This window comes from Microbacterium cucumeris, assembly GCF_058349845.2.
The window spans coordinates 229,557-254,499 of the sequence record NZ_JBYRIZ020000002.1 but is presented as its reverse complement, the minus strand read 5'-3'; the positions used below and the strand labels follow the sequence as shown (position 1 = coordinate 254,499).

Annotated in this window: 20 protein-coding genes; 6 read left to right on the top strand and 14 right to left on the bottom strand. The window is 70.4% G+C overall.

Features of this window, described 5'->3' with window-relative positions:
- Positions 1-79: 79 nt before the first annotated feature.
- Complete coding sequence (locus tag AC3RXZ_RS07790; RefSeq protein ID WP_491493651.1) at positions 80-3,322, bottom strand: family 20 glycosylhydrolase; 3,243 nt, start codon at positions 3,320-3,322, stop codon at positions 80-82.
- Positions 3,313-4,530, bottom strand: a complete 1,218-nt coding sequence (locus tag AC3RXZ_RS07785) for an alanine racemase (protein WP_491493650.1) — start codon at positions 4,528-4,530, stop codon at positions 3,313-3,315. The genes AC3RXZ_RS07790 and AC3RXZ_RS07785 overlap by 10 nt, the downstream gene beginning before the upstream one ends.
- A 25-nt stretch (positions 4,531-4,555) precedes the next feature.
- Between AC3RXZ_RS07785 and AC3RXZ_RS07780 the strand changes: the two genes are divergently transcribed.
- Positions 4,556-4,963 carry a RidA family protein gene (locus AC3RXZ_RS07780; protein WP_243230691.1) on the top strand — a complete coding sequence of 136 codons (408 nt, stop codon included), beginning with the start codon at positions 4,556-4,558 and terminating at the stop codon, positions 4,961-4,963.
- A gap of 113 nt (positions 4,964-5,076) precedes the next feature.
- Positions 5,077-5,562, top strand: a complete 486-nt coding sequence (locus tag AC3RXZ_RS07775; protein WP_491493649.1) for a hypothetical protein — start codon at positions 5,077-5,079, stop codon at positions 5,560-5,562.
- A 77-nt stretch (positions 5,563-5,639) separates the two neighbouring features.
- Here AC3RXZ_RS07775 and AC3RXZ_RS07770 read toward each other — a convergent pair whose 3' ends face one another.
- Positions 5,640-6,221, bottom strand: coding sequence for a putative glycolipid-binding domain-containing protein (locus AC3RXZ_RS07770; protein ID WP_491493648.1), 582 nt, complete (start codon positions 6,219-6,221; stop codon positions 5,640-5,642).
- A gap of 111 nt (positions 6,222-6,332) precedes the next feature.
- Here AC3RXZ_RS07770 and AC3RXZ_RS07765 point away from each other — a divergent pair, with 111 nt between their 5' ends.
- Positions 6,333-7,796 carry a L,D-transpeptidase family protein gene (locus AC3RXZ_RS07765; RefSeq protein ID WP_491493647.1) on the top strand — a complete coding sequence of 488 codons (1,464 nt, stop codon included), beginning with the start codon at positions 6,333-6,335 and terminating at the stop codon, positions 7,794-7,796.
- Positions 7,797-7,861: 65 nt separating this feature from the next.
- On the opposite strand, the gene AC3RXZ_RS07760 is transcribed toward AC3RXZ_RS07765, so the two are convergent.
- Positions 7,862-10,078 (bottom strand): NADP-dependent isocitrate dehydrogenase, encoded by a 2,217-nt coding sequence (locus tag AC3RXZ_RS07760; protein ID WP_491493646.1) that lies wholly within the window; start codon positions 10,076-10,078, stop codon positions 7,862-7,864.
- A 129-nt stretch (positions 10,079-10,207) separates the two neighbouring features.
- Here AC3RXZ_RS07760 and AC3RXZ_RS07755 point away from each other — a divergent pair, with 129 nt between their 5' ends.
- Positions 10,208-10,666, top strand: coding sequence for a GNAT family N-acetyltransferase (locus AC3RXZ_RS07755; RefSeq protein WP_243230678.1), 459 nt, complete (start codon positions 10,208-10,210; stop codon positions 10,664-10,666).
- Positions 10,667-10,764: 98 nt separating this feature from the next.
- Here the strand turns inward: AC3RXZ_RS07755 and AC3RXZ_RS07750 are convergent, their stop codons facing one another.
- From AC3RXZ_RS07750 to AC3RXZ_RS07715, 8 genes are all read right to left on the bottom strand, one after another.
- On the bottom strand, positions 10,765-11,568 hold the full coding sequence (locus AC3RXZ_RS07750; protein WP_491493645.1) for a hypothetical protein: 804 nt from the start codon (positions 11,566-11,568) through the stop codon (positions 10,765-10,767).
- A gap of 50 nt (positions 11,569-11,618) precedes the next feature.
- Positions 11,619-13,427: an ABC transporter ATP-binding protein gene (locus AC3RXZ_RS07745; protein ID WP_243230675.1), complete on the bottom strand. Its 1,809-nt coding sequence runs from the start codon at positions 13,425-13,427 to the stop codon at positions 11,619-11,621.
- The gene (locus tag AC3RXZ_RS07740; RefSeq protein WP_243230673.1) at positions 13,424-15,331 is read right to left on the bottom strand and encodes an ABC transporter ATP-binding protein; all 1,908 of its coding nucleotides are present in this window, start codon (positions 15,329-15,331) and stop codon (positions 13,424-13,426) included. The genes AC3RXZ_RS07745 and AC3RXZ_RS07740 overlap by 4 nt, the downstream gene beginning before the upstream one ends.
- A gap of 271 nt (positions 15,332-15,602) precedes the next feature.
- Positions 15,603-16,094 (bottom strand): methylated-DNA--[protein]-cysteine S-methyltransferase, encoded by a 492-nt coding sequence (locus tag AC3RXZ_RS07735; RefSeq protein WP_491493644.1) that lies wholly within the window; start codon positions 16,092-16,094, stop codon positions 15,603-15,605.
- Positions 16,091-17,557: an Ada metal-binding domain-containing protein gene (locus tag AC3RXZ_RS07730; RefSeq protein WP_491493643.1), complete on the bottom strand. Its 1,467-nt coding sequence runs from the start codon at positions 17,555-17,557 to the stop codon at positions 16,091-16,093. The genes AC3RXZ_RS07735 and AC3RXZ_RS07730 overlap by 4 nt, the downstream gene beginning before the upstream one ends.
- A gap of 134 nt (positions 17,558-17,691) precedes the next feature.
- Positions 17,692-19,299, bottom strand: coding sequence for a bifunctional phosphoribosylaminoimidazolecarboxamide formyltransferase/IMP cyclohydrolase (gene purH, locus AC3RXZ_RS07725; protein ID WP_491493642.1), 1,608 nt, complete (start codon positions 19,297-19,299; stop codon positions 17,692-17,694).
- Positions 19,300-19,334: 35 nt separating this feature from the next.
- The gene (gene purN, locus AC3RXZ_RS07720) at positions 19,335-19,922 is read right to left on the bottom strand and encodes a phosphoribosylglycinamide formyltransferase (RefSeq protein WP_243230654.1); all 588 of its coding nucleotides are present in this window, start codon (positions 19,920-19,922) and stop codon (positions 19,335-19,337) included.
- Between the two features lie 9 nt (positions 19,923-19,931).
- Entirely contained in the window at positions 19,932-21,323 is a 1,392-nt protein-coding gene (locus tag AC3RXZ_RS07715) for a cell division protein PerM (protein ID WP_491493641.1), read from the bottom strand.
- A 91-nt stretch (positions 21,324-21,414) separates the two neighbouring features.
- Here AC3RXZ_RS07715 and AC3RXZ_RS07710 point away from each other — a divergent pair, with 91 nt between their 5' ends.
- The gene (locus AC3RXZ_RS07710) at positions 21,415-22,839 is read left to right on the top strand and encodes an NCS2 family permease (protein ID WP_243230649.1); all 1,425 of its coding nucleotides are present in this window, start codon (positions 21,415-21,417) and stop codon (positions 22,837-22,839) included.
- 60 nt (positions 22,840-22,899) lie between these two features.
- On the opposite strand, the gene AC3RXZ_RS07705 is transcribed toward AC3RXZ_RS07710, so the two are convergent.
- Positions 22,900-23,307 carry a VOC family protein gene (locus tag AC3RXZ_RS07705; RefSeq protein WP_243230647.1) on the bottom strand — a complete coding sequence of 136 codons (408 nt, stop codon included), beginning with the start codon at positions 23,305-23,307 and terminating at the stop codon, positions 22,900-22,902.
- A 76-nt stretch (positions 23,308-23,383) separates the two neighbouring features.
- Here AC3RXZ_RS07705 and AC3RXZ_RS07700 point away from each other — a divergent pair, with 76 nt between their 5' ends.
- On the top strand, positions 23,384-23,953 hold the full coding sequence (locus tag AC3RXZ_RS07700; protein ID WP_491493640.1) for a TetR family transcriptional regulator: 570 nt from the start codon (positions 23,384-23,386) through the stop codon (positions 23,951-23,953).
- Between the two features lie 82 nt (positions 23,954-24,035).
- Here AC3RXZ_RS07700 and sucD read toward each other — a convergent pair whose 3' ends face one another.
- Positions 24,036-24,938 carry a succinate--CoA ligase subunit alpha gene (sucD, locus tag AC3RXZ_RS07695; protein ID WP_243230636.1) on the bottom strand — a complete coding sequence of 301 codons (903 nt, stop codon included), beginning with the start codon at positions 24,936-24,938 and terminating at the stop codon, positions 24,036-24,038.
- Between the last annotated feature and the right edge of the window lie 5 nt (positions 24,939-24,943).

Here is a 24,943-nt window from a genome sequence, read left to right as displayed (position 1 = left end):
GTTTGTTAGTAGACCTTACGAACAAAATTTACGCAACCTCTGTCAGTTGCGCGACGGGCAGGGTTACCGAAACGTTACTTTACCGCGGGGTCTCCTCCGCTCCCCGGCGAGCGATGATGCCCGCGACCAGATCCGCGACGATCTCGCGGCGGGCATCGACGGTCATGGGCTTACCGGGGACGCCGGGGCGCCGCTGGTCGGGAGACGGGCCGTCGAGGGGACGATACCGCACTCCCGCCGCTGCGAGCCGGCGCAGCTGCACGGGCAGTCGGCGGGCGAAATCGTCGAAGGGCGCGGGTTCGCCGCCGACCCAGAGCCGCTCGGCGACGGCCGAGAGCCGGGGGAACATCGCGTAGTCGACTCGGTCCCGCGTGGGCAGATGCTCGGTCCACGTGTTCGCCTGCCCACCCAGGGCGCGCTCGTCGATGCGCAGCGTGTACGCGTGCTCGACGGTGAGCGGCGGTCCGACGGGGACCGGCTCGTCCGCGGACTCCGACTGCCGGTAGTCCAGATACACCTCCAGGTCGGGGCACGCGATCACCGGGATGCCGCGGTCCAGCGCTTCGTCGAGTGCGACGGGCGCCCGCCAGGCGAGGATCTCCACACCGTCGGGGACGTCCCCCTCGAGGACCTCGTCCCAGGCCAGCGCCGTGCGCCCGCGGGAGCGGACGTGCGCCACGAGATGCGCGGTGAACCAGGGCTGGACGCCGTGCGCGGAGTCGATGCCCAGTTCGCGCATGCGTTCGGCCGCCGCCGCGCTGCGCGCCCATTCCGTCACCGGCACCTCGTCGCCGCCGATGCCGATCCACGGCGAGTCGAACACGTCGCACAGCGCGTCGATCGCCGCGCGCCCGAAGGCGAGCGACTCCTCGGTCGGCGCGAGCGTGCGCTCATTGACCCCGAACCGCTCCCACGGTCCCGTCGCGGGTTCGGAGGCGTCGAGGTTGCCGAGTTCGGGGTATGCGGCGAGAGCGGCCTGCACGTGTCCGGGCAGTTCCACCTCGGGCACCAGGGTGATGAAGCGATCGGCGGCGTAGCGGACCAGTTCGCGCAGCTCCTCGGTCGTGTAGTGCCCCTCGTGGACGCCGGGCTCTACCGTCGCGGAGGGCCCGTGGCCGCGCTGGGTCGCCTCGCGGTGCGCGCCGATCTCGGTGAGGCGCGGGTAGCCGGGCACCTCGAACCGCCATCCCTGGTCATCCGTGAGGTGCAGGTGCAGGACGGTGAGCTGGTGCGCCGCCAGCACGTCGATGAGCCGCCGGATGTCGGCCGCGGGGTGGAAGTGCCGCGCGACGTCGAGCATGGCACCGCGCCATCCGAAGGCGGGAGTGCCCTCCCAGGTGCCGGCAGGCAGACGTGCGCCCAGCGTTCGCTCCGGCGGCAGCAGCTGCCGCAGCGCGGTGGCTCCCCGGAACGCGCCGATCGCCTGCGCCGCACGCACCTCGATGCGCGAGCGCCCGACGGTGATGCGGAACGACTCCGGGTTCTCGAACGCGGCATCCTGGACGAGGGCGATGGTGCCGGCATCCGGATCCCGCGACCCCGTCAGCTCCAGAAGCTCCTGCAGCCGCCGGCCGACGCCGGCGAAGGCGTCGGGCGCATCGATGAACACTCGCGCGTCCAGGACGAACGGGGGCGCCTGCGGGTCGATGTCCGCCTCGAGCGCGGGGACCGTGGCGCGATGGGCCGGCGGGGGCATGAGCAGCGCCGCTCCTGGGGTCGCTCCCGTCGCCCGGCCGCCGGACACGACGGCCACTCCCCCGACGAGCACCTCGACGATCCCGACGGGTTCGGCGCGCGGGTCGTCGAAGGTCGCGCCGGCAGCGATCCGCTCCGGATCGAACAGCACGAGATCCGCCGTGGCCCCCGTGCGGATCACGCCGCGCGGAGCGTCCCCTCGATCGAGCCCCAGCCGGCGCGCCGGCGTCGCCGAGAGATGACGCACGGCCTCCTCCAGGCTGAGCACCCCCTCATCGCGCACGTAGTGGCCGAGGTAGTGCGGGAACGTCCCGTATCCGCGCGGATGCGGCTTGTCGCCGATGAGGATGCCGTCGCTGCCGCCACTGTGACGCGGATGCCGCATGATCCGGCGGACGTTCTGCTCATCGCCGATGTGCATGAGGATGCCGGTGGCCCCGGCATCCTGAACGATCACGTCGAGCACCACGTCGACGGCGCTGCGACCCTGAGACCGGGCGATCTCGTCGATGCGCCGACCGACGAGGCCGACCAGGGCGGGATCCGCGACACCCGAGATCTCGATCCGCGACCAGTCCGCGCGCTCACCGTGGAAACCGTCGCAGCCGATGTCCTCCAGTTCGGCTCGCACCCGCTCGCGGCCGTCGGCGTCGAGGCCGGCGATCGCGCCGAGCAGGTCGCCGCCCGCGGCCAACCTGCTGGGCAGCAGGGCGGCGAGGGTCGTGGCTCCGGGCAGATAGGGGTAGGTGTCGAGCGTGACATCCACCCCGTCGGCCACCGCCTCGTCGACGAGTGCCAGCAGGTCGTCGGCGCGCCCCCGGTTGGGCGCGAAGTTCATGGTCGCGTGCGTGAGGTGGATCGGGCACCCGGTGCGCCGCCCGATGTCCAGCACCTCGCGGTAGGCGTCGAGGGCCGCGCCCCCGTAGCTGCGGGTGTGCGGAGCCCAGTAGCCGCCGCGCTCGACGACGACGCGGCACAGCGCCTCGAGCTCGGCGGTCGAGGCGTACATCCCCGGCGTGTAGGTCAGCCCGCTGGACATCCCGAACGCGCCCGCGTCGAGGGCGGCGCCGAGGAGCTCGGCCATGCGGGCGATCTCCTCCGGCGTCGCGGGACGGTCCTCGTGGCCGACGACCATCAGCCGGAGGTTCCCCTGCGGAACGAGCACGGCGACGTTCGCGGCGGTGGCGGTGTCCACCGCGACCAGGAACTCGGTCATCGTCCGCCACGGCACGTCCGCAGGGCCGTTCCATCCGGCGATCTGCGCCGGGATCGTGAGGGCCGCGGCATCGTCGAGCGGGGCGTAGCCGAGTCCGTCCTGTCCGATCACCTCGCAGGTCACGCCCTGCAGGATCTTAGCGGTGTGCTCGGCACCCCGCAGCACGGCCAGGTCGCTGTGGGCGTGCATGTCGATGAACCCGGGGGCGAGCACCAGCCCCGCCGCGTCGACCTCGATCGTCCCGTCCGGCAGCTCGAAGTCGGCATCCCCGCCGCGGCGGATGCCGACGACCCGCGCCCCTTCGACGGCGACGTCGGCCGTGAAGCGATCGGCGCCCGTGCCGTCGACGACGCCGGCATCGCGGTACACCCGGACGAGGCCCGCCGCTGCCTTCTCCGCACTCAGAAGCATGTCGCCACCGCCCCGATGACGCGCGGGTCCGCGGCATCCGGATCGTCGATCACCGGCACCACCCGCCACTTGTCGAAGGCGGTGCACGGATGCGAGAGCCCGAGACGCACCACCTGCCCGACAGCGAGCGCGGATTCCGGCGCGCACCGGAGGAACGCGTGCTGGTCGTTCAACGCGGTGATCTCTCCGGCGACGGTCTGGGGCACCGGGAGGTCGATGTCGAACGGCACGTCGCGCCGACCGGCATCCAGCAGGGCGAGCTGCGGCTCCGGGTGCGAGACGACGCGTGCCCAGGCGTGCATGGCGGAGCGCAGCGGCGCCGTCGGAACGGCGGAGCCGAACGGGGACATGCGCGCGTAGAAGCCGTCGTCGTGGATCTGGAACGCGCCGGAGCGCAGCACGACATCCGCGCGTTCGCGGTGCGGTGCGAGCACGGCGGCGGCACGGTCCGGGAACGCGCTTCCGCCCGCGGACAGCACCGGCTGGAGACCCTGCGGGTACTCGAGCCGCTCGTGCAGGTCGACGAGGGTCTGGAGGTACGCGTCGACGGCCGCGACGGACGCCGGGGTGCGGTCGGGGCCGAAAGGGCCCTCGTAGCCGGCGACACCCGCGAGGCGCAGCCCCGTCGCGCGGGATACGGCGTCGGCGATCCGCGTGCCCTCGTCGACCGTGCGGGCACCCGTGCGCCCGCCGAGGCCGCCCATCTCGACGAGGACGTCCAGCGGGTGCGCCGGGTCGGAGACGGCGGAGGCGAGGATCTCGACCGTCGCCTCGGAGTCGGCCCAGCAGAGGATGCGCAGGCCGTCGTCGCCGGCGAGCAGCTCGCCGAGACGGGCGGCGGCCGCGGCATCCGTCACACCGTTCGCGATCAGGATGCGTCGCACACCGGCCTCGGCGGCGACTCCGGCCTGCCAGGGCGTGGCGACCGAGAGGCCCCAGGCGCCGGCGTCCAGCAGCCGCTGCCAGAGCGCAGGGGCCATCGTGGTCTTGCCGTGCGGTGCGAGGAGGACACCCTGCTCGCGCGCCCACTCGAAGACGGTGCTCTCGTTGTGAACCAGCGCCGGCTCACTAACCGTCATGACCGGCGTCGAGAACTCCGACAGCCGCAGATCCGCATTCGCGACCTCGGACAGGCGGAGCCCGTGCGCTCGGGCCGGGAACGCCTTGGCCCAGGGGCCCAGAACGGGATCGGGAATTTGTAGAGGCACCTAACAAGGCTACTAGGCTGAAGCCATGAGCTCGAAGACCCGCATCACGACCGACGCCGCTCCCGCCCCCGCGCACACCTTCTCCCAGGGCGTGCGCAAGGGCCCGTTCGTGCAGGTCTCCGGTCAGGGGCCGGTGGACCCGGCGACGAACGAGTACCTCTTCCCCGGGGATGTCGCGGCGCAGACCACGCGCACGCTCGAGAACGTCAAGGCGATCGTCGAAGCCTCGGGCGCCACGTTCGACGACGTCGTCATGCTGCGCGTCTACCTCACCAAGCGCGAGGACTTCGCGATCATGAACGAGGCATACGGCGCCTTCGTCGAGGCGAACACGCCGAGCGGTGTGCTCCCTTCGCGCACGACGGTCTTCACCGGACTTCCCCGCGAAGAGATGCTCGTCGAGATCGACGGCATCGCCATCGTCGAGGGCTGATTCGCGGCGCATGGGCACTTCTCCCCGTCGGGGAGCAGTGCCGCGCTGTGGTTGACTGGACGCGACCGGAGAAACGAGCACCGCATCGCGGTGCGTCCACACAGGGGGAATACATGAACCGCACCATCGCTGCCTGGACCATCGCGGCCGTCGCCGTCCTGGGCCTCACCGCCTGCTCGGGATCCCCGAGCGCGTCGGAGCCCGAGACCGACGACTCCTCGACCAGCGAAGAGGCGCCCGCGGAGACCACGACGGACCAGTCGGTCGCGGATGCCTGCGCCGTCGTCGTCCCGGCTCTCACCGAGGCCAGCTCGTCGATGTCCGGCCTGTCCGACATGGAGGCCGCCGCAAGCGACCCGCAGGGCACCGTCGACGCGTTCAATGAGACGGTCGCCTCCATCGGCGAGGCCGCCGATTCCGTGACCAACGCCGAGGTCAAGGAAGCGGCCACCGCTCTCCACGAGCAGTACACCAAGCTGGGCGACCTGCTGTCGGCCGTGCTCATCGATCAGGATGCCTCTGCTGCGTCCGACATGTCGACGCTCACGACCGACCTGATGGACTCCGCCACGGAGCTGTCGACGCTCTGCGCCGGCTGAATCCCAGCTGATCGAACGGATGCCCCGTGGCCGCTCGGCCGCGGGGCATCCGTGTGTGCGGGGCCTGGGCGCGGCACTCAACCGTCCCTGGTGGCGATCCCGGGATACGCCAGGACGAGCCCCGCACCGTCGAGCTGCAGCTCGCACGAGACGTCGAACGTCGACGACTCGTAGTGGAACACCGGCCGATCGGCCGAGGCATCGATCAGGGTGTAGCGCTGATCGAGCCGTTCCACCCGCAGGTCGTCGGCCCTGATGAACACCGCCGGCAGGTCCACGCCCACCCCCACGCGGAAGTCGATGCGGTGCACGGGCAACGTGTTGGTGACGGCTGACGACTCGAGATCCACGTCGACGCATCCGTCGAGGTCGGGCCGTCGCACCCCGTCCACCGTCCACCGATTCTCCTCGTCACGGGCCGCTGTGACCGTGCGCTCGCCCGCCACTGACAGCCCGATCGCCGAGACCGCGCGCGTCCTCCATGCGCGATCGACCCGGATGTCGTAGCCGACGGACCAGCAGACGGGCGACTCGTGCGCCGTCGTGTGACCGGTCAGACGATGCCCGTCCTGGGCCGCGCGGAAGAACGCGACTTCGAATCCGACCCGACCGCTGTGGTGATTCCAGCTCGCGGCCTCGGGGAGAGCGGAGAGTCTCATGCCGACGAACCTAGACGCCCTGCGAAGTTGCCGACCGTTGCCATTCCGTGATAAGTGATCCCGTACGATAGAGGGACGAAGCGCGTCACGCCGATCACGGGGGGTGAGATCGTGACCGATCTTGTTGCAGCACCTGGCTCCGACACCGCCAAGACAGAGGTGGTCCCGGAGACGCTTCCCGGTGCCCTCGGGACAGGCCAGCTGCCTCCCGGCGAGCAGCCCGTCGAGTGGGCTCCGCGTGAGCCCGCACCCAGGAAGAAGCGCGTCGGCCTGTGGGTCGGCATCGGCGCGGGCGTCGTCGTTCTCGGTGCCGCAGCGGCGTCGATGGTCCTCATCGCGCCCGGCACCAGCGTGGCGGGCATCCAGGTCGGCGGACTCACCCCCGGCATGGCCGCCGAGACGATCAGCGCGCGTCTGGCCGAGACTGAGATCACGCTCACCGGCATGGGCGGCGATGTCGTCGTCACGGGTGCCGACCTTGGAGCCTCCGTCGATGCGACGACCCTGGCCGAGCAGGCCTTCGCCGACCGCCCGCTGTGGAACGTCGGGCAGTGGGGCGCCGATCCCATCCCTGCGACCATCACGCTCGACACCGAGACGGCCGAGAGCGCGCTGCGCGCCGCCGTTCCGACCTCTTTCAGCGACGCCACCGACGCCACGGTCGTGTTCGACGCGGCATCTGGCACCTACACCGTGACGCCGGCCGAATCGGGCACCGGCATCGACGTCGCGTCGCTGTCCGACGCCTTCGTCGAGGCGATCGGCGACGGGAAGTCGGACCTGGAGTTCTCCGGCGACCCCACCGAGGCGCTCCCCGAGATCTCCACCGAGGACGCCCAGGCCACGGCGGGCGAGCTGAACACGATGCTCTCCACGATCGGCTTCTACGTCGGCGAGGAGCGCACCGTGCCGGTCGCGCCGACCGTCGCCGCCACCTGGCTGAGCGTCGAGAACGTCGACGGCGCCCTCGTGATCGAGGCGGACCCGGCAGCGATCCAGAAGACGGTCGACAGCCTGGCAGCCGCGGTGGATCGCGCTCCGGTCAACGCGACGAACGTGGTCAACTCCAGCGGGGACGTCCTTCGGGAGTTGACGGGCGGACAGGCGGGTCGCACCGTGGGAGACACCTCCTCGGTCGCCGACGACTTCGCCGCTCAGCTCGCCGAGGGCAACGCGAACTTCGCACTCTCGGTCACCGAGACGCCGTTCGAGACCACCGGACTCGTCCGCCGCGCTGAGGTCGACTTGAGCGAGCAGCGCGCGTACTTCTTCGAGAACGACAAGCTCGTCAACTCCTGGTACATCTCCTCTGGACGCGCGGGTCACGAGACCGAGACCGGTCACTTCACCATCCGCGCCCACGTGCGCATCCAGGACATGGTCGGCGAGGACTACGTCACGAAGGACGTGCCCTGGGTCACGTACTTCAACGGCAACCAGGCCTTCCACGGCACGTACTGGCACAGCAACTACGGCAACGTCATGAGCCACGGATGCGTGAACATGCCGATCTCGGCCGCCAAGTGGGTCTACGAATGGGCGCCGGACGGCGTCGAGGTCTGGGTCCACAACTGACCTGAGCACAGCACCGATACGGAAAAGGGCGGATGCCGAAGCATCCGCCCTTTCCTCTGCCCGGATCAGAGGGCGTCGATCACGCCGTTCAGCGTCGCGGACGGACGCATCACCGCCGCCACCTTCGCAGCGTCAGGACGGTAGTAGCCGCCGATGTCGGCGGGCGAGCCCTGCACGGCGTTCAGCTCAGCCACGATCGTCTGCTCCTGGGCCGTGAGGGAATCCGCGATCGGGGCGAACGCGGCGGCCAGCTCGGCATCCGTCGTCTGCTTCGCCAGCTCCTGCGCCCAGTAGAGGGCGAGGTAGAAGTGGCTGCCGCGGTTGTCGATCGTGCCCAGCGCGCGGCCGGGCGAACGGTCCTCCTCGAGGAACGTGCCGGTCGCGGCATCCAGCGTCTCGGCGAGCACGCGCGCCTTCTCGTTGCCCGTGCGCTCCGCGAAGTGCTCGAGCGAGGCGGCCAGCGCGAAGAACTCGCCCAGCGAGTCCCAGCGCAGATAGTTCTCCGCGACGAGCTGCTGCACGTGCTTCGGGGCGGATCCGCCGGCACCGGTCTCGAACAGGCCGCCGCCCGCGAGGAGCGGGACGATCGAGAGCATCTTGGCGCTCGTTCCCACCTCGAGGATCGGGAAGAGGTCGGTCAGGTAGTCGCGCAGCACGTTGCCCGTCACCGAGATGGTGTCCTCACCGCGGCGCAGACGCTCCAGCGAGTAGCGTGTCGCGTCCTCGGGGGCGAGGATCTCGATCTTCAGGCCCTCGGTGTCGTGGTCCTTCAGATACTCGTTCACCTTCGCGATCAGCGCGGCGTCGTGCGAGCGCTCCTTGTTCAGCCAGAACACGGCAGGCGCTCCCGTGGCGCGGGCGCGCGTCACGGCCAGCTTCACCCAGTCGCGGATCGCGACGTCCTTCGTCTGCGTGGCGCGCCAGATGTCCCCCGGCTGCACAGCGTGCTCCAGGACGACGTCGCCCGCGGAGGTCACGACCTGGATGCGCCCCGGCTCGGTGACCTCGAACGTCTTGTCGTGGCTGCCGTACTCCTCGGCCGCCTGTGCCATGAGACCCACGTTCGGCACCGTGCCGATCGTGGCGGGGTCCAGCGGACCGTTCGCGATCACGTCGTCGATCGTCGCCTGGTAGACGCCCGCGTAGGAGGAATCCGGGATCACGGCGATCGTGTCCGCCTCGCCGCCGTCGGCGCCCCACAGCTTGCCGCCGTTGCGGATGAGCGCCGGCATCGAGGCGTCCACGATGACGTCGCTGGGGACGTGCAGGTTCGTGATCCCCTTGTCCGAGTTGACGTAGGACAGCCGCGGGCCGTTCTGGATGGCGCGGAAGAAGTCCTCGGCGATCGCCTCGCCACCGGGCAGGTCGGCCAGACCCGCGAGGATCGAGCCGAGCCCGTCGTTGGCGCTGAGGCCGGCCTCGGCGAGCGCCGTGCCGTGCTGAGCGAACACGTCGGCGAAATAGGCCTTGACGACGTGACCGAAGATGATCGGGTCGGAGACCTTCATCATGGTCGCCTTCAGGTGCACCGAGTACAGCACGTCATCGGCCTTCGCCGCGGTCAGCGTCTCGGCGAGGAAGGCGTCCAGGGCGGCGGCGGAGAGGAAGGTGGCGTCCACGATCTCTCCGGGCAGCACCTTCAGGTTCTCCTTGAGCGCCGTGGTGGTGCCGTCCTCCGCGACGTGCTGGATCGTCAGCGCGTCGTCGCCGGGGGCGACCCAGCTGCGCTCGTTCGACTTGAAGTCGTCGTGACCGAGCGTGGCGACCCGCGTCTTCGACCCTTCGGCGAACGCCTTGTTGCGGTGCGGATGCTTCTTGGCGTAGTTCTTGACGGCCAGCGGCGCACGACGGTCGCTGTTGCCCTCGCGCAGCACCGGGTTCACCGCAGACCCCTTGATGCGGTCGTAGCGTGCACGGACGTCCTTCTCCTCGAGCGTGGACGGCTCATCGGGGAAGTCCGGGACGTCGAAGCCCTTGCCCTGCAGTTCGGCGATGGCGGCCTTCAGCTGCGGGATGGATGCCGAGATGTTCGGCAGCTTGATGATGTTGGCCTCGGGGGTGGTGGCGAGCCCGCCGAGCTCGGCGAGTGCGTCGGAGACCTCCTGCTCGGCGCTCAGGCGCTGCGGGAACGCGGCCAGGATGCGGCCGGCCAGGGAGATGTCGCGCGTCTCGAGCTCGATCCCCGCCTTCCCGGCGTACGCCTGGACGATGGGCAGGAGCGAGGCGGTGGCCAGAGCCGGCGCCTCGTCGGTGTAGGTGTAGATGATGGCGTCGTCGGTCACCGGGAGATCTCCGTTCACGAGGTCATTTGTCTCGATTCCAAGATACCTGAGGCCTCGTCGCGGCGTTGATCGCGAGGATTCGAGACGCGCTCTGGTGTCAGAACCACCGGGAGCGGTTACCCTGGGCTTATGTCGGAACTGCGTGTGGTCGAACTCTCGGCCGCGACGATCGTCGCGGTCAACAACCTGTCCCTGAAGCCCGGGCAGGAGCAGTTCCTCGCTCCGGTCTCCTACGGGATCGCCGCCACGGTGATCAACCCGAAGACCTCCTGGCAGCGCGTGGTGCTCGACCGCAACGAGGTGGTCGGATTCGTCAGCGCGAACTTCGACCCGGATGCCCCCGAGGAGCATTTCCGCTCCGTGCTGTGGCGGATCAACGTGGATGCCGACGACCAGGGCCGCGGAGTCGGGCGCTTCGCGGTCGAGGCGCTCGTCGAGGAGGCCCGCGCACGCGGCTTCGACCACGTCGACGTCATCTACGAGGCGGGCGAGGGCGGCCCCGAGGCGTTCTTCAACCGCGTCGGCTTCTCCCCTGTCGGCGAGACGGAGTACGGCGAGGTCATCGCCGAGATCCGGATCGCGTCCTAGACCGGCGGCGGGGCCTCGGATCCCCTCCCCCACCGAGACCCCGTCGCCTTCACCGGCGCGCCTGCGACGACGAGCTCACGGCCGTCGCTCGTCCCGCATCAGCGTGCGCCCTGACCTCCGTCGGGGCGGGATCGGTCGCGCCAGGCGGCGATCGCGGATGCGGCGACACCCGCCGCCCGATCCAGCACATCCGCGGACAGCGTGATCACCTGCTGCGCCGCGTCCTGCCACCCGGGCCCGGCGGTCGGCCGCTCCCCGGCCGCGAGCCGAGCCGCACGCTCGGCGTCGTCGAACGCCTGCTCCAGCCGCACGACCGCGAGGCGGTACTCCGTGAACTCGGCGGGGGCGACCTTGCCTTCCGCCGGACGACGGGCCTGTGCGTTCTCGAGGGCCCCGAGGAACGCCGCCGTCGCCGGGACGTGCCCGTCGCTCATGGTGGGATAGGCGATCGCCCTGGCCGGATCGGTCTCGTACTGCATCCACCGCACCAGCACGGTGTCGTGCTGAGCACGCAGGCGGTCCAGCGGAGTGGGTTCCGACCGCGCCGGGATCTCGGCGCGGGCAGCGGCGACCCGGGTGCGCAGCGCCTTGACCGCGGCGGCGGCCGCCTTCGCCTCGCGCTGCGCCGCCTGCAGTCCGCGCCGCGCGCGGCCGACGTCCTCCGCGCTCGCCCGCGAGGCCGCCCGCTCGGCCGTGATGCGGGCGAGATCGGCGCGTGCGACCCGCGCCGCGTTCTGCTTCGCCGTCGCGTCCGCCACGGCCTGGCGCAACTCGAGCCTGGCGGCGTCGTATCCGAGCCGTCGTTCGGCGTTCATGCGATGGGCTCCCCACGCTCCGGCCCCCACGGCGCCGGCAGCCGCCGGCACCGCCCACCAGAACTCCGCGAGCGTGAGGGGGTCCATGTCCTTCATGCTAACCGGGACGGATGCCTCGGCATCCGTCCCGGTTCGGATCAGACCAGCGTCTCCTGCCAGGCGGCGTGCAGCTGGGCGAACTTGCCCGTGCCGCCGATGAGGGCCTCCGGGGTGTCGTCCTCGATGATGCGGCCGTGCTCCATCACCAGCACCCGGTCGGCGATCGCGACGGTGGACAGACGGTGCGCGATGATGATCGCGGTCCGGTCGGCGAGCAGCGTCTGCAGGGCATCCTGGATCAGGCGCTCCGACGGGATGTCGAGCGAGGCCGTCGCCTCGTCGAGGATCAGCACCGCAGGATCGGCGAGGAACGCGCGCGCGAACGAGATCAGCTGGCGCTGTCCGGCCGACACGCGACCGCCGCGCTTGTTGACGTCGGTGTTGTAGCCGTCCGGCAGCGAGGAGATGAACTCGTCCGCACCGACCGCCTTCGCCGCCGCACGGATCTCGTCCAGCGTCGCGTCGGGCTTTCCGAGGGCGATGTTGTCGGCGACGGTTCCGCTGAACAGGTACGCCTCCTGGGTCACCATGACGATCGCACGACGCAGGTCCTTCGGGTGCAGCGAGCGCAGATCCACGTCGTCCAGCGTGACCCGCCCCTCGGACGGATCGTAGAACCGCGAGATCAGTTTCGCGAGCGTGGACTTGCCCGCGCCCGTCGTCCCGACCAGGGCGATCGTCTGCCCCGCCGGGATGTCGAGGGAGAAGTTCGGCAGGATCGTCTTGTCGCCGTTGTACCCGAACGTGACCTCGTCGAAGAAGACGTGCCCGCGCGATTCCCACAGGTCCACGGGCTTGGCCGGATCGGGTACCGTCGGGACCTCCTCCAGGACACCGGACACCTTCTCCAGGGCGGCCGTCGCCGACTGGTAGGAGTTCAAGAACATCGCGATCTCCTGCATGGGCGCGAAGAAGTTGCGCACGTACAGCACGGCACTCAGCAGCACGCCGACGCCCAGGGCGCCGGTGGAGACCCGGAACCCTCCCCAGAGCACGACGAACGTGGTGGTGAGTGCGGCGACCGCCATCAGTCCCGGCTCGAACGTGCCGAACAGGACCATGGACCGGCGGTTCACGTCGCGGTAGTCACCGGCGAGCTTGCGGAACGTCTTGTCGTTGCGCGGCTCCTTGCGGAAGGACTTCACGGCACGGATGCCGGTCATCGTCTCCACGAACTGCACGATCACCTTCGCGCTGATGACGCGCGACTCGCGGTACACCAGCTGCGAGCGCGAGTAGAACCACCGCATCAGGAACGCGAGCGGGACGCCCGCGACCAGCAGGATGAGGCCGGACTGCCAGTCGGCGATCACGAGCGCGATGAACGTGAAGACGCCGAACAGCACGCCGGAGACCAGGTTGTTGAGTCCGCCGTCCAGCAGCTCCCTGATCGAGTCCAGGTCGCTGGTCTGGCGCGAGATGATACGGCCGGACGTGTACGACTCGTGGAACTCGAGGCTGAGTCGCTGGGTGTGCAGGAAGATGCGCTTGCGCAGATCCAGCAGCACTGCCTGGGTGATGCGCGCGGCGACCACGACGTACCAGCCGATCAGCGCCGCAGCCGTCGCCCCGGCGAGCAGGTAGACGCCCGTCACCATCAGCGCCGGCATCCAGTCGGCCTGCTCGAGCAGCACCGGCAGGGCGTTGTCGAGGGCGAGGCCGATGAGGATGGGGCCGGACACCTGCAGCGCCGTCGAGACGACGAGCACGATCGCGGCGAGCGTGATCTGCGCCCGCAGCGGCGTGATGAGCGATCCGAGCAGACGCAGCGAGCGCCGCCGGATGGCGCGGCTCTCCTCGCGGGTGTACTGAGAGCGGTCCTCGTCCTGGGTTCCCGTGAGAGTCATGCCTGCACCTCCTCGTCCTCGGCGGCCTGGGCTTTCGTGGCGGGGGCCTCCGCCGCGAGCATCTCGTCCGTGATGATGGGGATCGTCCCGGTCCTGGCCGCCTCCTCGGCCTCCAGGCTCGAGATCACGTGACGGTAATGCGAACTCGTCTTCAGGAGTTCGGCGTGCGTGCCCACCGCGGTGACGCGGCCGGATTCCAGCAGCGCCACGCGGTCGGCGAGCGCGACGGTCGAGGGCCGGTGCGCGACGATCAGGGCCGTGGTCTCGGCCAGCACGTGACGCAGCGCCTCCTCGACGAGCGCCTCCGTGTCGACGTCGAGGGCCGACAGCGGGTCGTCCAGCACGAGCACCTTGGGCGCTGCGGCGACGGCGCGTGCGAGCGCCAGCCGCTGCCGCTGCCCGCCGGACAGGCTCAGGCCCTCCTCGCCGATGATCGTCTCGGTGCCCTCCGGGAGGGTGTCGACGAACCCGGCCTGGGCGACCTCGAGGGCCTGGCGCATGACGCGTTCGCCCTCCTCGCTGTGCGGATCGAGGTCCGCGCGTCCCAGCAGCACGTTCTCCCGCACGGACGCCGAGAACAGCGTGGCGTCTTCGAAGGCCATGGCGATGTGCGTGCGCAGCTCGGCCAGCGGCAGGTCGCGCACGTCGACGCCGTCGAGCGTGACGCGTCCGCCGGTCACGTCGTACAGGCGCGCCGGCAGCGTCGTGAGCGTCGTCTTGCCCGAGCCGGTGAGCCCGACGAGCGCCATGGTCTCTCCGGGGCGCAGCACGAGGTCGATCCCGTCCAGCAGGTCCCGCTCCGAAGCCCCGGCGTCCTGATACCGGAAGTGCGCGTTCTCGAAAGCGAGCTCTCCGCGCGGCTCGGCGATGTGCACAGGGTTCTCCGGGTCGGTGATCGAGTTCGTCTCGGTGAAGATGTCGAACACGCGGTCGGTCGCGGTCCTCGCGTCCAGCATGAACGAGAACAGGAAGCCGATCGACTCGATGGGCCAGCGCAGCACGGTCGCCATGGCGAAGAACGCGAACATCTCCGGCAGCTCGATCGCGCCCTGCCAGATCAGCCAGATCCCCGTGATGAGGCTGAGGCCGAAGGCGATCTGGGGCATGAGATCGAGCCAGAACCAGATCGTGCCGACTGCGCGGGCCTTGCTGAGCTCGGTCTCGCGCAGCGTCTCGGCCTGACGGCTGAATCGGCTGAGGGCGTGCTTGCCGCGGCCGAACGCCTTCAGCACGCGGATGCCGTGCACGCTCTCCTCGACGCTGGTCGCGAGGTCGCCGGCCTGGTCCTGGCTCTGCCGCGCGAGCGCGCCGTAGCGCTTCTCGAAGAGGAATCCCTGGATCCACATCGGGATGCCGGTGACGAGGAAGATCGTCCCCAGCATCCAGTGCCACTGGAACAGCAGCACCGAGCCGATGATGATCGTCAGGACGTTGACGACGAGCAGGATGAGACCGAACGCGATCCAGCGCCGGATGAGCCCGATGTCCTGCATCATCCGGCTCAGCAGCTGACCGGACTGCCAGCGGTCGTGGAATGCGACCGGCAGAGTCTGCAGGCGCGCGTAGATCTCGCTGCGCATGCGGAACTCGACCTCGGTGGCCGGAGTCAGCACGAACCAGCGGCGCAGCCACACCATGGCGGCCTCGCCGAGTCCGAGGAGGAGCACGACGGCGGCGCCGCCGACGATCAGGCCGATGTTCACGGTCTCGGCACCGAGACCGCGCACGATCTGCTCGAGCACCATCGGGATCATCAGGGCGAGGATGGCCGCGGCGAGCGCGCTGCCCGCCCCGCCGACCAGGCGCCAGATGATCGGGCGGACGAAGGGCTTCAGCCGCCACAGGGCGGCCGGAGTGGAGAGGGAGGCGGATGAGGGAGGGATGTGCGTAGGCGTGGCAGACATGACTCTCAGAAGTGACGAGGCGAGAAGGGAGGCGAAGGCCGTCGTCCGATGCGGACGACGGGGAAGACGTGAGGGCGGGGGTGGAATCTACCCGCGGCTGTGCGCCACGCGGACACCCGGAGTGAAGACCTGTGCGACGGCGATCGAGATCATGGTGTCCTCCTCGGTTTCGGCGTCGTCGCCCGGTCGGCGCGACAGCCCTCCAGCCTATGCCTGTGAACCTCCTGAGTGCAACAGGTCGTTTCGAGTGAATGAATCGTCTCAGGCGTGATCAGCGCGACTCGCGCCCGAGCAGCGACTCCTTCACACCCAGGCCCCACGCGAAGCCGCCGAGCGAGCCGTCCGTGCGCAGCACGCGGTGACAGGGCACGAACAGCGCCGGGGCGTTGCGCGCGCAGATCGACGCCGCAGCACGCACCGCGCTCGGCTGACCGAGGGCGGTCGCGAATCCCGTGTAGGTCAGCGGCTCACCGGCCGCGATCCTCCGCAGCGCGGCCCAGCCGCGCAACTGCATCTCGGTCCCGTGCTGAGCGACGGCGACCTCGTCGATCGCGGTCACGTCGCCGCCGTAATAGGCCAGGGCGGCGGCCGCGGCGTCCGTCTCCCCCTCCCGGACGGCGACCGGACGGGTCTTCGCCGACAGACGACCGAGGATCCGCACCGGTTCGTCCGTCCATCCCGAGGCCAGCACGCGCTGGCGCTCGTCGGCGAGGATCGTGAAGGCGCCGTCCGGGGTGTCGATGGTCTGGATGGTGGCGGTCATGGCTTCTCCTTCGTGCGGGACGGGCGCACGGGGGCGGCCCGCCACAGGTGGGCGGTGAGGTAGCTGCGCCACGGCGCCGTGCGTGCGGCCCAGGCCGTCAGCCCCGGCGGATCCGACGGGATGCCCAGGGCTGCCGCCCCGGCGCGCACGGCGACGTCGCCGGGCAGCTGGATGTCGGGGTCTCCGAGCACGCGCATGCGCACGTAGTCGGCGGTCCACGGTCCGATTCCGGGCATCGCGAGCAGCGCGGCCCGCTGGTCGCGCGAATCGTCGCCGACCGTCAGCCGCAGCGATCCGTCCGTGAGCGCCGCCGCGGCACCGGTGAGGGCCCGGATGCGAGCCGCCGGCCCGCGCAGCACCTCGGCGCCGCGCTCGGCGATCGTCGCCATGGTCGGGAAGAGCAGTCCGTCGTCGACGCGCTCTCCCAGCGCCTCGGCCAGACCCGTGAGCGCGGTCCGCGCGGCCGCCACCGTGATCTGCTGCCCCACCATCGCGCGGATGAGCATCTCGTGCGGGTCGGCGGCACCCGGGACACGGATGCCGGGAGTCCGCGCCACGGCGTCCCGGAGCTCGGGATGCGCGGCCAGCGCGGCATCCACCGCGACAGGGTCGGCGTCGAGGTCGAACAGCCTGCGTGCGGTCGCGACGAGCGGGGCCAGATCACCGAGCTGCGTGACGCGAGCGCGCAGGCGCAACCGCCCCCGCTCCGCGCGGACCTCGAACCACGCCGGTCCGCCGGCCATGCGCAGGTGCCGCGCGAACGCCTCGGCGCTCCCGCGCTCGACGCCGGGCAGAGCTCGAGCCGCCATCCAGGCGAACACTCCGGCGGCCTCCAGCGGTTCGCGATGCGGCAGCAGCAGATCGATCTCGCCGGGAGCCGTGAGCCCGGCGCGGTGACGACGCGCGCGCAGCTCGGTCGGCGTCAGGCCGAACACCTCGCGGATCGTGTCTCCCGCCTGCCGGATGCTGGCGAAGCCGGCCGAGAACGCGACGTCGGCGATGGGCAGGTCGGTGCCCACGAGGAGCATGCGCGCCGTGTGCGCACGGTGCGCTCGCGCGAGGGCGAGCGGCCCCGCACCGAGCTCGGCCGTGAGCATCCGGTTCAGGTGCCTGCTGGAGTAGCCCAGTCGGGCTGCCAGGCCCGTCACTCCCTCGCGTTCGACGACTCCATCGGCGATCAGCCGCATCGCGCGGGCCGCCGCGTCCCCGCGGAGGTTCCACTGAGGCGATCCGGGTGCCGCCTCGGGCAGGCAGCGCTTGCAGGCGCGGTACCCCGCTTCGTGGGCGGCGGCGCTGGTCGGATAGAACGTGACGTTCTCGCGCTTCGGCGTCCGTGCAGGGCAGCTCGGGCGGCAGTAGATCCCCGTGGAGCGGACGGCGGTGACGAACTGGCCGTCGAAGCGGACGTCGCGCGCGTCGATCGCGCGGTACCGCTCGTCGAAGGTCATCACGGGGAGGCTCATGCCTCCACTCTGACATGTCCGGATGCCGCGGGCGCGCGGAAATCGGACATCACGGTTCCGTCCCGCTGCGTCTCTCCGCCGCGCTCCCGGGCTCAGACCGACGCGAAGCGATGCGCTGAGCCCGGGCGTGAGGATCAGTGGAAGAAGTGACGCTCGCCGGTGAAGAACATCGTGGCGCCCGCGGCCTTCGCCGCGGCGACGACCTCGTCATCGCGCACCGAGCCGCCCGGCTGGATGATCGTCGTGATTCCGGCGTCGAGGAGCACCTGCGGCCCGTCGGCGAAGGGGAAGAAGGCGTCCGATGCCGCGACCGAACCGGCCGCCCGGTCTCCTGCGCGCTCGACCGCGAGACGGCACGAGTCGACCCGGTTGACCTGCCCCATGCCGATGCCGACCGTCGCGTTGCCCTTGGCCAGCACGATCGCGTTCGACTTCACCGCGCGGCACGCCTTCCACGCGAAGATGAGGTTCTGCATCTCCTCCTCGGCCGGACGCTCGCCCGAGACGAGCTCCCAGTCCTTCGCGACGGACTCGATGTCGTCCGGGAAGCGGTCGGCGTCCTGCAGCAGCAGGCCGCCGGAGACGAGGCGCACGTCCATCTGCTCCTGGCGCCAGTCGGCCGGCAGCTGCAGCAGACGCAGGTTCTTCTTGGACTTGAACACCTCCAGCGCCGCGGGCTCGAAGGCCGGGGCGACGATGACCTCGGTGAAGATGTCCTTGAGGTTCTCGGCCATCTTCAGCGTCACAGTGCCGTTGGCGGCGATCACGCCGCCGTACGCCGACACCGGATCGCATTCGTGGGCGCGCAGGTGCGCGCTGGCGATCGGGTCGAGGGCGTTGGGCGCCGTGGTCGCGATGCCGCACGGGTTCGCGTGCTTCACGATCGCGACGGCAGGCAGCACCATGTCGAACGCGGCACGCAGCGCGGCATCCGCGTCCACGTAGTTGTTGTACGACATCTCCTTGCCCTGCAGCTGCACGGCCTGGGCGATCCCGTGACCGCCGACGCGCGTGTAGATGGCGCCGCGCTGGTGCGAGTTCTCGCCATAGCGCAGCGTGGCGAGGCGCTCGGCCTTGATCGTCAGGTGCGCGGGCAGCTCTCCGCCGTCCGAGAGCGTCCCCTCGGCGAACCAGGCGGCGACGGCGGTGTCGTATGCGGCGGTGTGCGCGAACGCCCTGGCGGCGAGCTCCCGGCGCTGCGAGTGCGTCGTGCCGCCCGCCGCCACCGCCTCGATGATCGCGGGGTACGACTCGGGCGAGACGACGATCGCGACGTTCGCGTGGTTCTTCGCGGAGGCCCGCACCATCGCGGGACCGCCGATGTCGATCTGCTCGACGACGTCGTCGCCGACCGCGCCGGAGGCGACGGTCTCGACGAACGGGTACAGGTTCACCACGACGAGCTCGAACGGCGCGATCTCCAGCTCCGCGAGCTGGCGCTCGTGGTCGGCCAGGCGCAGATCGGCGAGCAGGCCGCCGTGGATGCTGGGGTGGAGGGTCTTGACGCGACCGTCGAGCATCTCGTCGACCCCGGTGACGGCGGCGACGTCGGTGACCTCGTACCCGGCATCCCGGATGGTCGCCGCGGTCGAGCCGGTGGACACGATCTCGACCCCGGCGCCGGCGAGGGCCTCGGCGAGCATGAGCAGGTCGGTCTTGTCGCTCACCGACACCAGCGCGCGCCGGATCGGGACGATGTCGCGGTCGCGGTAGAGAGAGGGGTCGTGGCGGGGGCCGGCCATGGAGGGCTCCTTCGTGCGTCGGGGCGTTCGGGTGTTCAGGTTGCGGTGGTCAGGTCGATCGAGCCGGTGGCGATGCCGCGGACGACGTCGATCAGCAGCCGTCGTTCGACGGGCTTGATGCGCTCGTGCAGGGAGTGCTCGTCGTCACCGGGGTGTACGGGGACGCGCTCCTGCGCGAGGATCGGCCCTGAGTCCACGCCGTCGTCGACGACGATGACGCTCGCCCCTGTTTCGGTGACTCCGGCAGCGAGGGCGTCGCGCACGCCGTGCGCACCCGGGAACTCGGGCAGATACGCCGGGTGGGTGTTGATGATGTGCGGGGCGTAGCGGGCGACGAGAGACGCCGGCAGCAGGCGCATGAGGCCGGAGAGCACGATGAGGTCCGGGGACCAGACCTCGAGCTGGCGGCCCAACTCCTCGCCCCAGCTCTCGCGGTCGGGGTGCGCGCGGAACGGCACCGTGAAGCTCGGGATGCCGAACGCCTCGGCGTGCGCGAGTCCGTCGGCTTCGCGGTCCGCGCCGACCACGACGATCCGAGCGGGGAAATCGGGGTGACGAGCGGCTTCGAGGAGGGCAGCGAGATTGGAGCCCGCACCCGAGATGAGGACGGCGACCGTGAGCACCCGGCCAGTCTACCGGCGGCCGGAGTCGCCCGAATCGCCGTGACGATCGCGGAAGAAGTCGGATCCCTCGATCGGCGCCGTCTCGTCGTCGTCTCCCGGGACCGCGCCCGCCGCGTGAGGGGCGGCGATCGGGGCGTCGACCTCGACCGGCGACATCCCCATCTGCGCGGTCCAGCGATCGGTGCGCTCCTCCGCCAGCTCGTCGCGGTTGCGCGGGGACAGCAGCAGGATGCCGGCGCCGACGAGGACCTCCACGCCGATCGCGAGTGCGAAAAGGCCGGGGTGAGGCCCTGCTTCGGCGAGCCGTCCGGGACCGAGAGACCCCGATGCGGCCCACCCCGCGAGAGCCGCGACGGACGCCGACAGCGCGGCGATCCCGAGGGCGATGACGGCGCGGGGCCTCCAGTTCACCGCGGTCTGCTCCCACACGAGGCGCGACCGGACCATCCACCCGGCCACCGCTCCGGCCGCCACCGGGACCAGCACGACGATGAGCATCCAGATGGATCCGTTCTCGGGGATCAGCCCCAGCATCGGGATGCCGGGGAGGACGCCGAGCTGCGTGCCCGCCGGGGACACCGCGGTGCCGACCCCGACGGCGAACCCGGGTCCGGCGAGCCACGACACCGCCCACACCACGATCGTCGGAAGATAGGCGAGCTGGCCCAGCGTGATGACGGTGGCACCGAGCGCGTCCACACGGGCCGCCTCGAACAGCGTGACGACCTCGCTGCCGCGCAGCAGCACCATGAGGGCCACGCCGAGAGCGCCCGCGGCCGTGAGCGCCACCACCACGACAGCGGTGCCCCGCACGGTCTCCGCGACGACGGCACCGTGGTCACCGCGGTCGTCGAGGAGGTCGTGGACACGATCGACGAGCCCGTCGTCACCTTCGCGCCACGCCTCGACGACGGCTCCGCCCGCGGCGCCGGCGAGGTACACGGCCGTCGGCAGCACGATGCCGAGCACCGGAGAGGTGGTCACTCCGGCGATGTGCGAGCTGAGAACGACACCGGCCGCGATGGCGCCGAAGGCGAGCGTCCCCGCGAGCACACCGGTCGCCCAGGCGCCCGACCGTGCCGCACGGCGCCCGGAGCGTGCGGCGAACAGCAGCGTGAAGAGCAGGAACGCCAACGGCGTCACGGAGAGAGTGAAGGCCGCGGCCTCCTGCGGGATCCCGACGGCGACGCGCACGTCGTCCGACAGCAGGATGTCGAGAGGCACCGCGTGCCCGAACTGCCACAGCACGCCGGTGGCCGGCCACAGCGCGCCCCAGTCCGCCGCGACGCCGAACGCGAACGTCCACAGCAGCGTCAGCGGCGCGAGCAGCACCGTCAGCCCCACGGCGGCCGCGATGGCGGCATCGACGGCGGCGAGGAGCGCGACGAGGAGGCGTTGCATGACTCAACGAGACTACGACGAGTTCCCGACAGTCCTCCGGGGGCGCGCGCGATGCCCGCCACACGATAACGTTTCTGCGGAGGTTCCCCCGATGACAACTGCCCCTGCTCCCGCGCCCGAACAGACAGCGGAGCCGAAGAACGCACTCGACCGGTTCTTCGAGATCACCCGCCGCGGATCCACGATCGGCACCGAGATCCGAGGGGGCCTGGTCACCTTCGTGACGATGGCGTACATCGTGATCCTCAACCCGATCATCCTGTCCACGCCGGACGTCGCCGGCGACACGCTGCCGGGACCCGCGGTCGCCGCCGCCACCGCGCTGACAGCCGGCGTCATGACCGTGCTGTTCGGCGTCATCACGCGCCTGCCCTTCGCGTTCGCCGCAGGCCTCGGCATCAACGCGTTCGTCGCGTTCACGGTGGTCGGATCGGTCACATGGGCCGAGGCCATGGCCCTCGTCATGATCAACGGAATCGTCATCGTGCTGCTCGCGGCCACCGGGCTGCGGAAGATGATCTTCGACGCCGTGCCCGTGCAGCTGAAGCTCGCGATCACGGTCGGCATCGGCCTGTTCATCGCGTTCATCGGGTTCGTGAACGCCGGCTTCGTGACGGCGACGGGCAACGCGTCTCCTCCCGTCGACCTCGGCATCGGCGGCTCCGTGGCGAGCGTGCCGACCCTACTCTTCGTCATCACGCTGCTGCTGGGCGGCGTGCTCATCGCCCTGCGCGTCAAGGGCGCGATCCTCATCGCCCTCGTCGGCGGCACCGTGATCGGCGCGCTCATCAACCTCATCTGGAAGGTGGAGGGCCTCGGCTTCGACTTCTCCGGCGGCATCGTGTCCCTGCCGGATCTCAGTCTGATCGGCGCGGTGGACTTCTCCTTCGATCTCGGCAAGGTCAGCTTCGTCGCGCTCGTGATGTTCGTCTTCACCCTCGTCTTCTCGAACTTCTTCGACGCCATGGGCACCATGACGGGGCTCGCCAAGGAGGCGGATCTCGCCGACGCGAAGGGCGACTTCCCGCGGATCAAGTCGGCCCTGGTCGTCGAGGGCGTCGGAGCCATCGTGGGAGGCGGGACCTCGTCCTCCTCGGCCACGGTGTTCGTCGAGTCCGGCGCCGGCATCGGCGAGGGCGCGCGCACCGGCTTCGCGACCGTCATCACGGGCGGACTGTTCCTGCTGGCGATGTTCTTCACGCCGCTGACCTCGCTCGTCCCCGGCGCGATCGCCGGCGCCGCACTGGTTCTCGTCGGGGCCATGATGCTGTCGCAGATCAAGAACATCGACTTCAGCGACTTCCGCGTGCTGCTGCCGGTGTTCCTGACCGTCACGGTCATGCCGATGACGTACTCGATCGCCAACGGAATCGGTGCGGGCTTCGTCAGCTGGATCGTCGTCAACGCCCTGTCCGGCCGGGCGAGGACGATCCACCCGCTGCTGTGGATCGTCGGCGTCGGCTTCGTGCTGTTCTTCGCCCGCGGCCCGATCGAGGCGGCCTTCGGCGTCGCCTGACCTCGGACACGACGGAGGGTCGGATGCCCCGGCATCCGACCCTCCGTCGTTCCCGCGCGTTCAGTCGGCCGCATAGGCGGCGGCGAACTCCGGCGACGGCTCGATCGGCTCGATGACGTCGAGCAGCACGCCCCCGGGTGCCTCGACGATGAAGTGGCGCTGGCCGAAGGCCTCATCCCGCAGCGGGAGCCGCTCGCTCAGGCCCAGCTCCCCCACCATCCGCGCATGCTCGGCCGCGGCATCCTCGACTTCCACGTTGAGCAGCAGCCCGCGCACGGGCTCGCGGAATCCGTCCGGGATCGTCTCATGCGAGCGATCGAGCACGGCCAGCTCTCCCCCGGCGAAACGCAGACTCACGTACCAGTTCGTCTCGAACGCCGTCTCGAAGCCGAGGACCTCGCGGTAGAACCGCGCACTCGCAGGAACGTCGTCGACCATCAGGACCGGGTAGAAGCTCGTGACTTCCATGTCATCCTCCTTTACATACACGCTGTTTGTATTTCCTCGGTTTAGAATACATACACACTGCACGTAAGGGAAGTCCATGCCCAGAGCCAGCGCCGCCGAGGCCGCCGAGACGGCGCGTCGCATCCTCGCCGTGGCCGCCGATCACTTCGCCGAGCACGGGTTCGCGGCGGCGTCCGTCGACGACATCGCCCGCTCCGCCGGAGTCACCCGCGGCGCGGTCTATCACCACTACGCCTCGAAACGCGGCCTGTTCACCGCCGTCGCGACCGCACAGCAGCAGACGGTCGCCGAGGCGATCGCGACGCGTACCGAGCGTTCGCGCCCGCAGGACGCGTTGCGCGAGGGCAGTCATGCCTTCCTCGATGCCATCACGCAGGGCGCCGCGGCGCGCATCCTGCTGGTCGACGGACCGGCGGTGCTGACCTGGGAGGACTGGCGTCGTATGGATGCTGCGGGACCCGAGACGGAGTTGCGCGCGGGCCTCGCCGAGGCGGGGATCGCCCCCGAGCTGATCGACGCCATGACCGCTGCGCTGTCCGGGGCCATGAACGAACTCGCGCTCCTGCTCACCAGGAACCATCAGGACGCCGCCGCCCGCGCGCAGGCGCACGAGGCCTTGGACATCCTGCTCGACGGCATCCGCTGAACCCGCCGGCGGCACGCGCGATGTCCCCGGACATGACGAAGGCCCGGGGTGGAGCCCGGGCCTTCGTCTACGGCTTAGCGCGTCAGAGCGACTCGATGATCTCGCGCATCAGAGCGGCGGTCTCACTCGGCGTCTTGCCGACCTTGACCCCGGCGGCCTCAAGGGCCTCCTTCTTCGCCTGCGCGGTGCCGGCGGAGCCGGAGACGATGGCACCGGCGTGGCCCATGGTCTTGCCCTCCGGAGCCGTGAAGCCGGCCACGTAACCCACGACGGGCTTGGTGACGTTGGCCTTGATGTACTCCGCAGCGCGCTCCTCGGCGTCGCCGCCGATCTCGCCGATCATCACGATCGCCTTGGTGTCGGGGTCGGCCTCGAACGCGGCGAGCGCATCGATGTGCGTCGTGCCGATGACCGGGTCTCCGCCGATGCCGATGGCCGTGGAGAAGCCGATGTCCTTGAGCTCGAACATCATCTGGTACGTCAGCGTGCCCGACTTCGACACCAGGCCGATCGGTCCGGTGCCCGTGATGTTGGCCGGGGTGATCCCGGCGAGCGCCTCGCCGGGCGTGATGATGCCGGGGCAGTTCGGGCCGATGATGCGGGTCTTGTTGCCCTTGGACTTCGCGTACGCCCACGCCTCGGCGCTGTCGCCCACCGGGATGCCCTCGGTGATGACGACCAGCAGCGGGATCTCGGCGTCGATGGCCTCGATCATGGCGTCCTTGGCGAACTTCGGCGGGACGAACGCGACCGAGACGTCCGCCCCGGTCTTCTCGATGGCCTCGGCGACCGTGCCGAACACGGGGAGGTCGACCTCGCCCTCGTGCGGCTTCTCGTGGGTGACGGTCGTGCCGGCCTTGCGCGCGTTGACGCCGCCGACGATGTTCGTGCCCGCCTTCAGCATGAGCGCGGTGTGCTTGGTGCCCTCGCCGCCGGTGATGCCCTGGACGATGACCTTGGAGTCCTTGTTGAGGTAGATCGACATTTCTC

Bases quoted from the DNA above. Each gene is read 5' to 3' on its own strand.
- AC3RXZ_RS07710 (WP_243230649.1), top strand. From the start codon at position 21,415: ATGACAACTGCCCCTGCTCCCGCGCCCGAACAGACAGCGGAGCCGAAG.
- AC3RXZ_RS07735 (WP_491493644.1), bottom strand. From the start codon at position 16,094: ATGACCGCCACCATCCAGACCATCGACACCCCGGACGGCGCCTTCACG.
- AC3RXZ_RS07775 (WP_491493649.1), top strand. From the start codon at position 5,077: ATGAACCGCACCATCGCTGCCTGGACCATCGCGGCCGTCGCCGTCCTG.
- purH (WP_491493642.1), bottom strand. From the start codon at position 19,299: ATGGCCGGCCCCCGCCACGACCCCTCTCTCTACCGCGACCGCGACATC.
- AC3RXZ_RS07705 (WP_243230647.1), bottom strand. From the start codon at position 23,307: ATGGAAGTCACGAGCTTCTACCCGGTCCTGATGGTCGACGACGTTCCT.
- AC3RXZ_RS07755 (WP_243230678.1), top strand. From the start codon at position 10,208: ATGTCGGAACTGCGTGTGGTCGAACTCTCGGCCGCGACGATCGTCGCG.
- AC3RXZ_RS07780 (WP_243230691.1), top strand. From the start codon at position 4,556: ATGAGCTCGAAGACCCGCATCACGACCGACGCCGCTCCCGCCCCCGCG.
- AC3RXZ_RS07700 (WP_491493640.1), top strand. From the start codon at position 23,384: ATGCCCAGAGCCAGCGCCGCCGAGGCCGCCGAGACGGCGCGTCGCATC.
- AC3RXZ_RS07745 (WP_243230675.1), bottom strand. From the start codon at position 13,427: ATGACTCTCACGGGAACCCAGGACGAGGACCGCTCTCAGTACACCCGC.
- AC3RXZ_RS07750 (WP_491493645.1), bottom strand. From the start codon at position 11,568: ATGGACCCCCTCACGCTCGCGGAGTTCTGGTGGGCGGTGCCGGCGGCT.
- AC3RXZ_RS07770 (WP_491493648.1), bottom strand. From the start codon at position 6,221: ATGAGACTCTCCGCTCTCCCCGAGGCCGCGAGCTGGAATCACCACAGC.
- AC3RXZ_RS07740 (WP_243230673.1), bottom strand. From the start codon at position 15,331: ATGTCTGCCACGCCTACGCACATCCCTCCCTCATCCGCCTCCCTCTCC.
- AC3RXZ_RS07715 (WP_491493641.1), bottom strand. From the start codon at position 21,323: ATGCAACGCCTCCTCGTCGCGCTCCTCGCCGCCGTCGATGCCGCCATC.
- AC3RXZ_RS07730 (WP_491493643.1), bottom strand. From the start codon at position 17,557: ATGAGCCTCCCCGTGATGACCTTCGACGAGCGGTACCGCGCGATCGAC.
- sucD (WP_243230636.1), bottom strand. From the start codon at position 24,938: ATGTCGATCTACCTCAACAAGGACTCCAAGGTCATCGTCCAGGGCATC.
- AC3RXZ_RS07790 (WP_491493651.1), bottom strand. From the start codon at position 3,322: ATGCTTCTGAGTGCGGAGAAGGCAGCGGCGGGCCTCGTCCGGGTGTAC.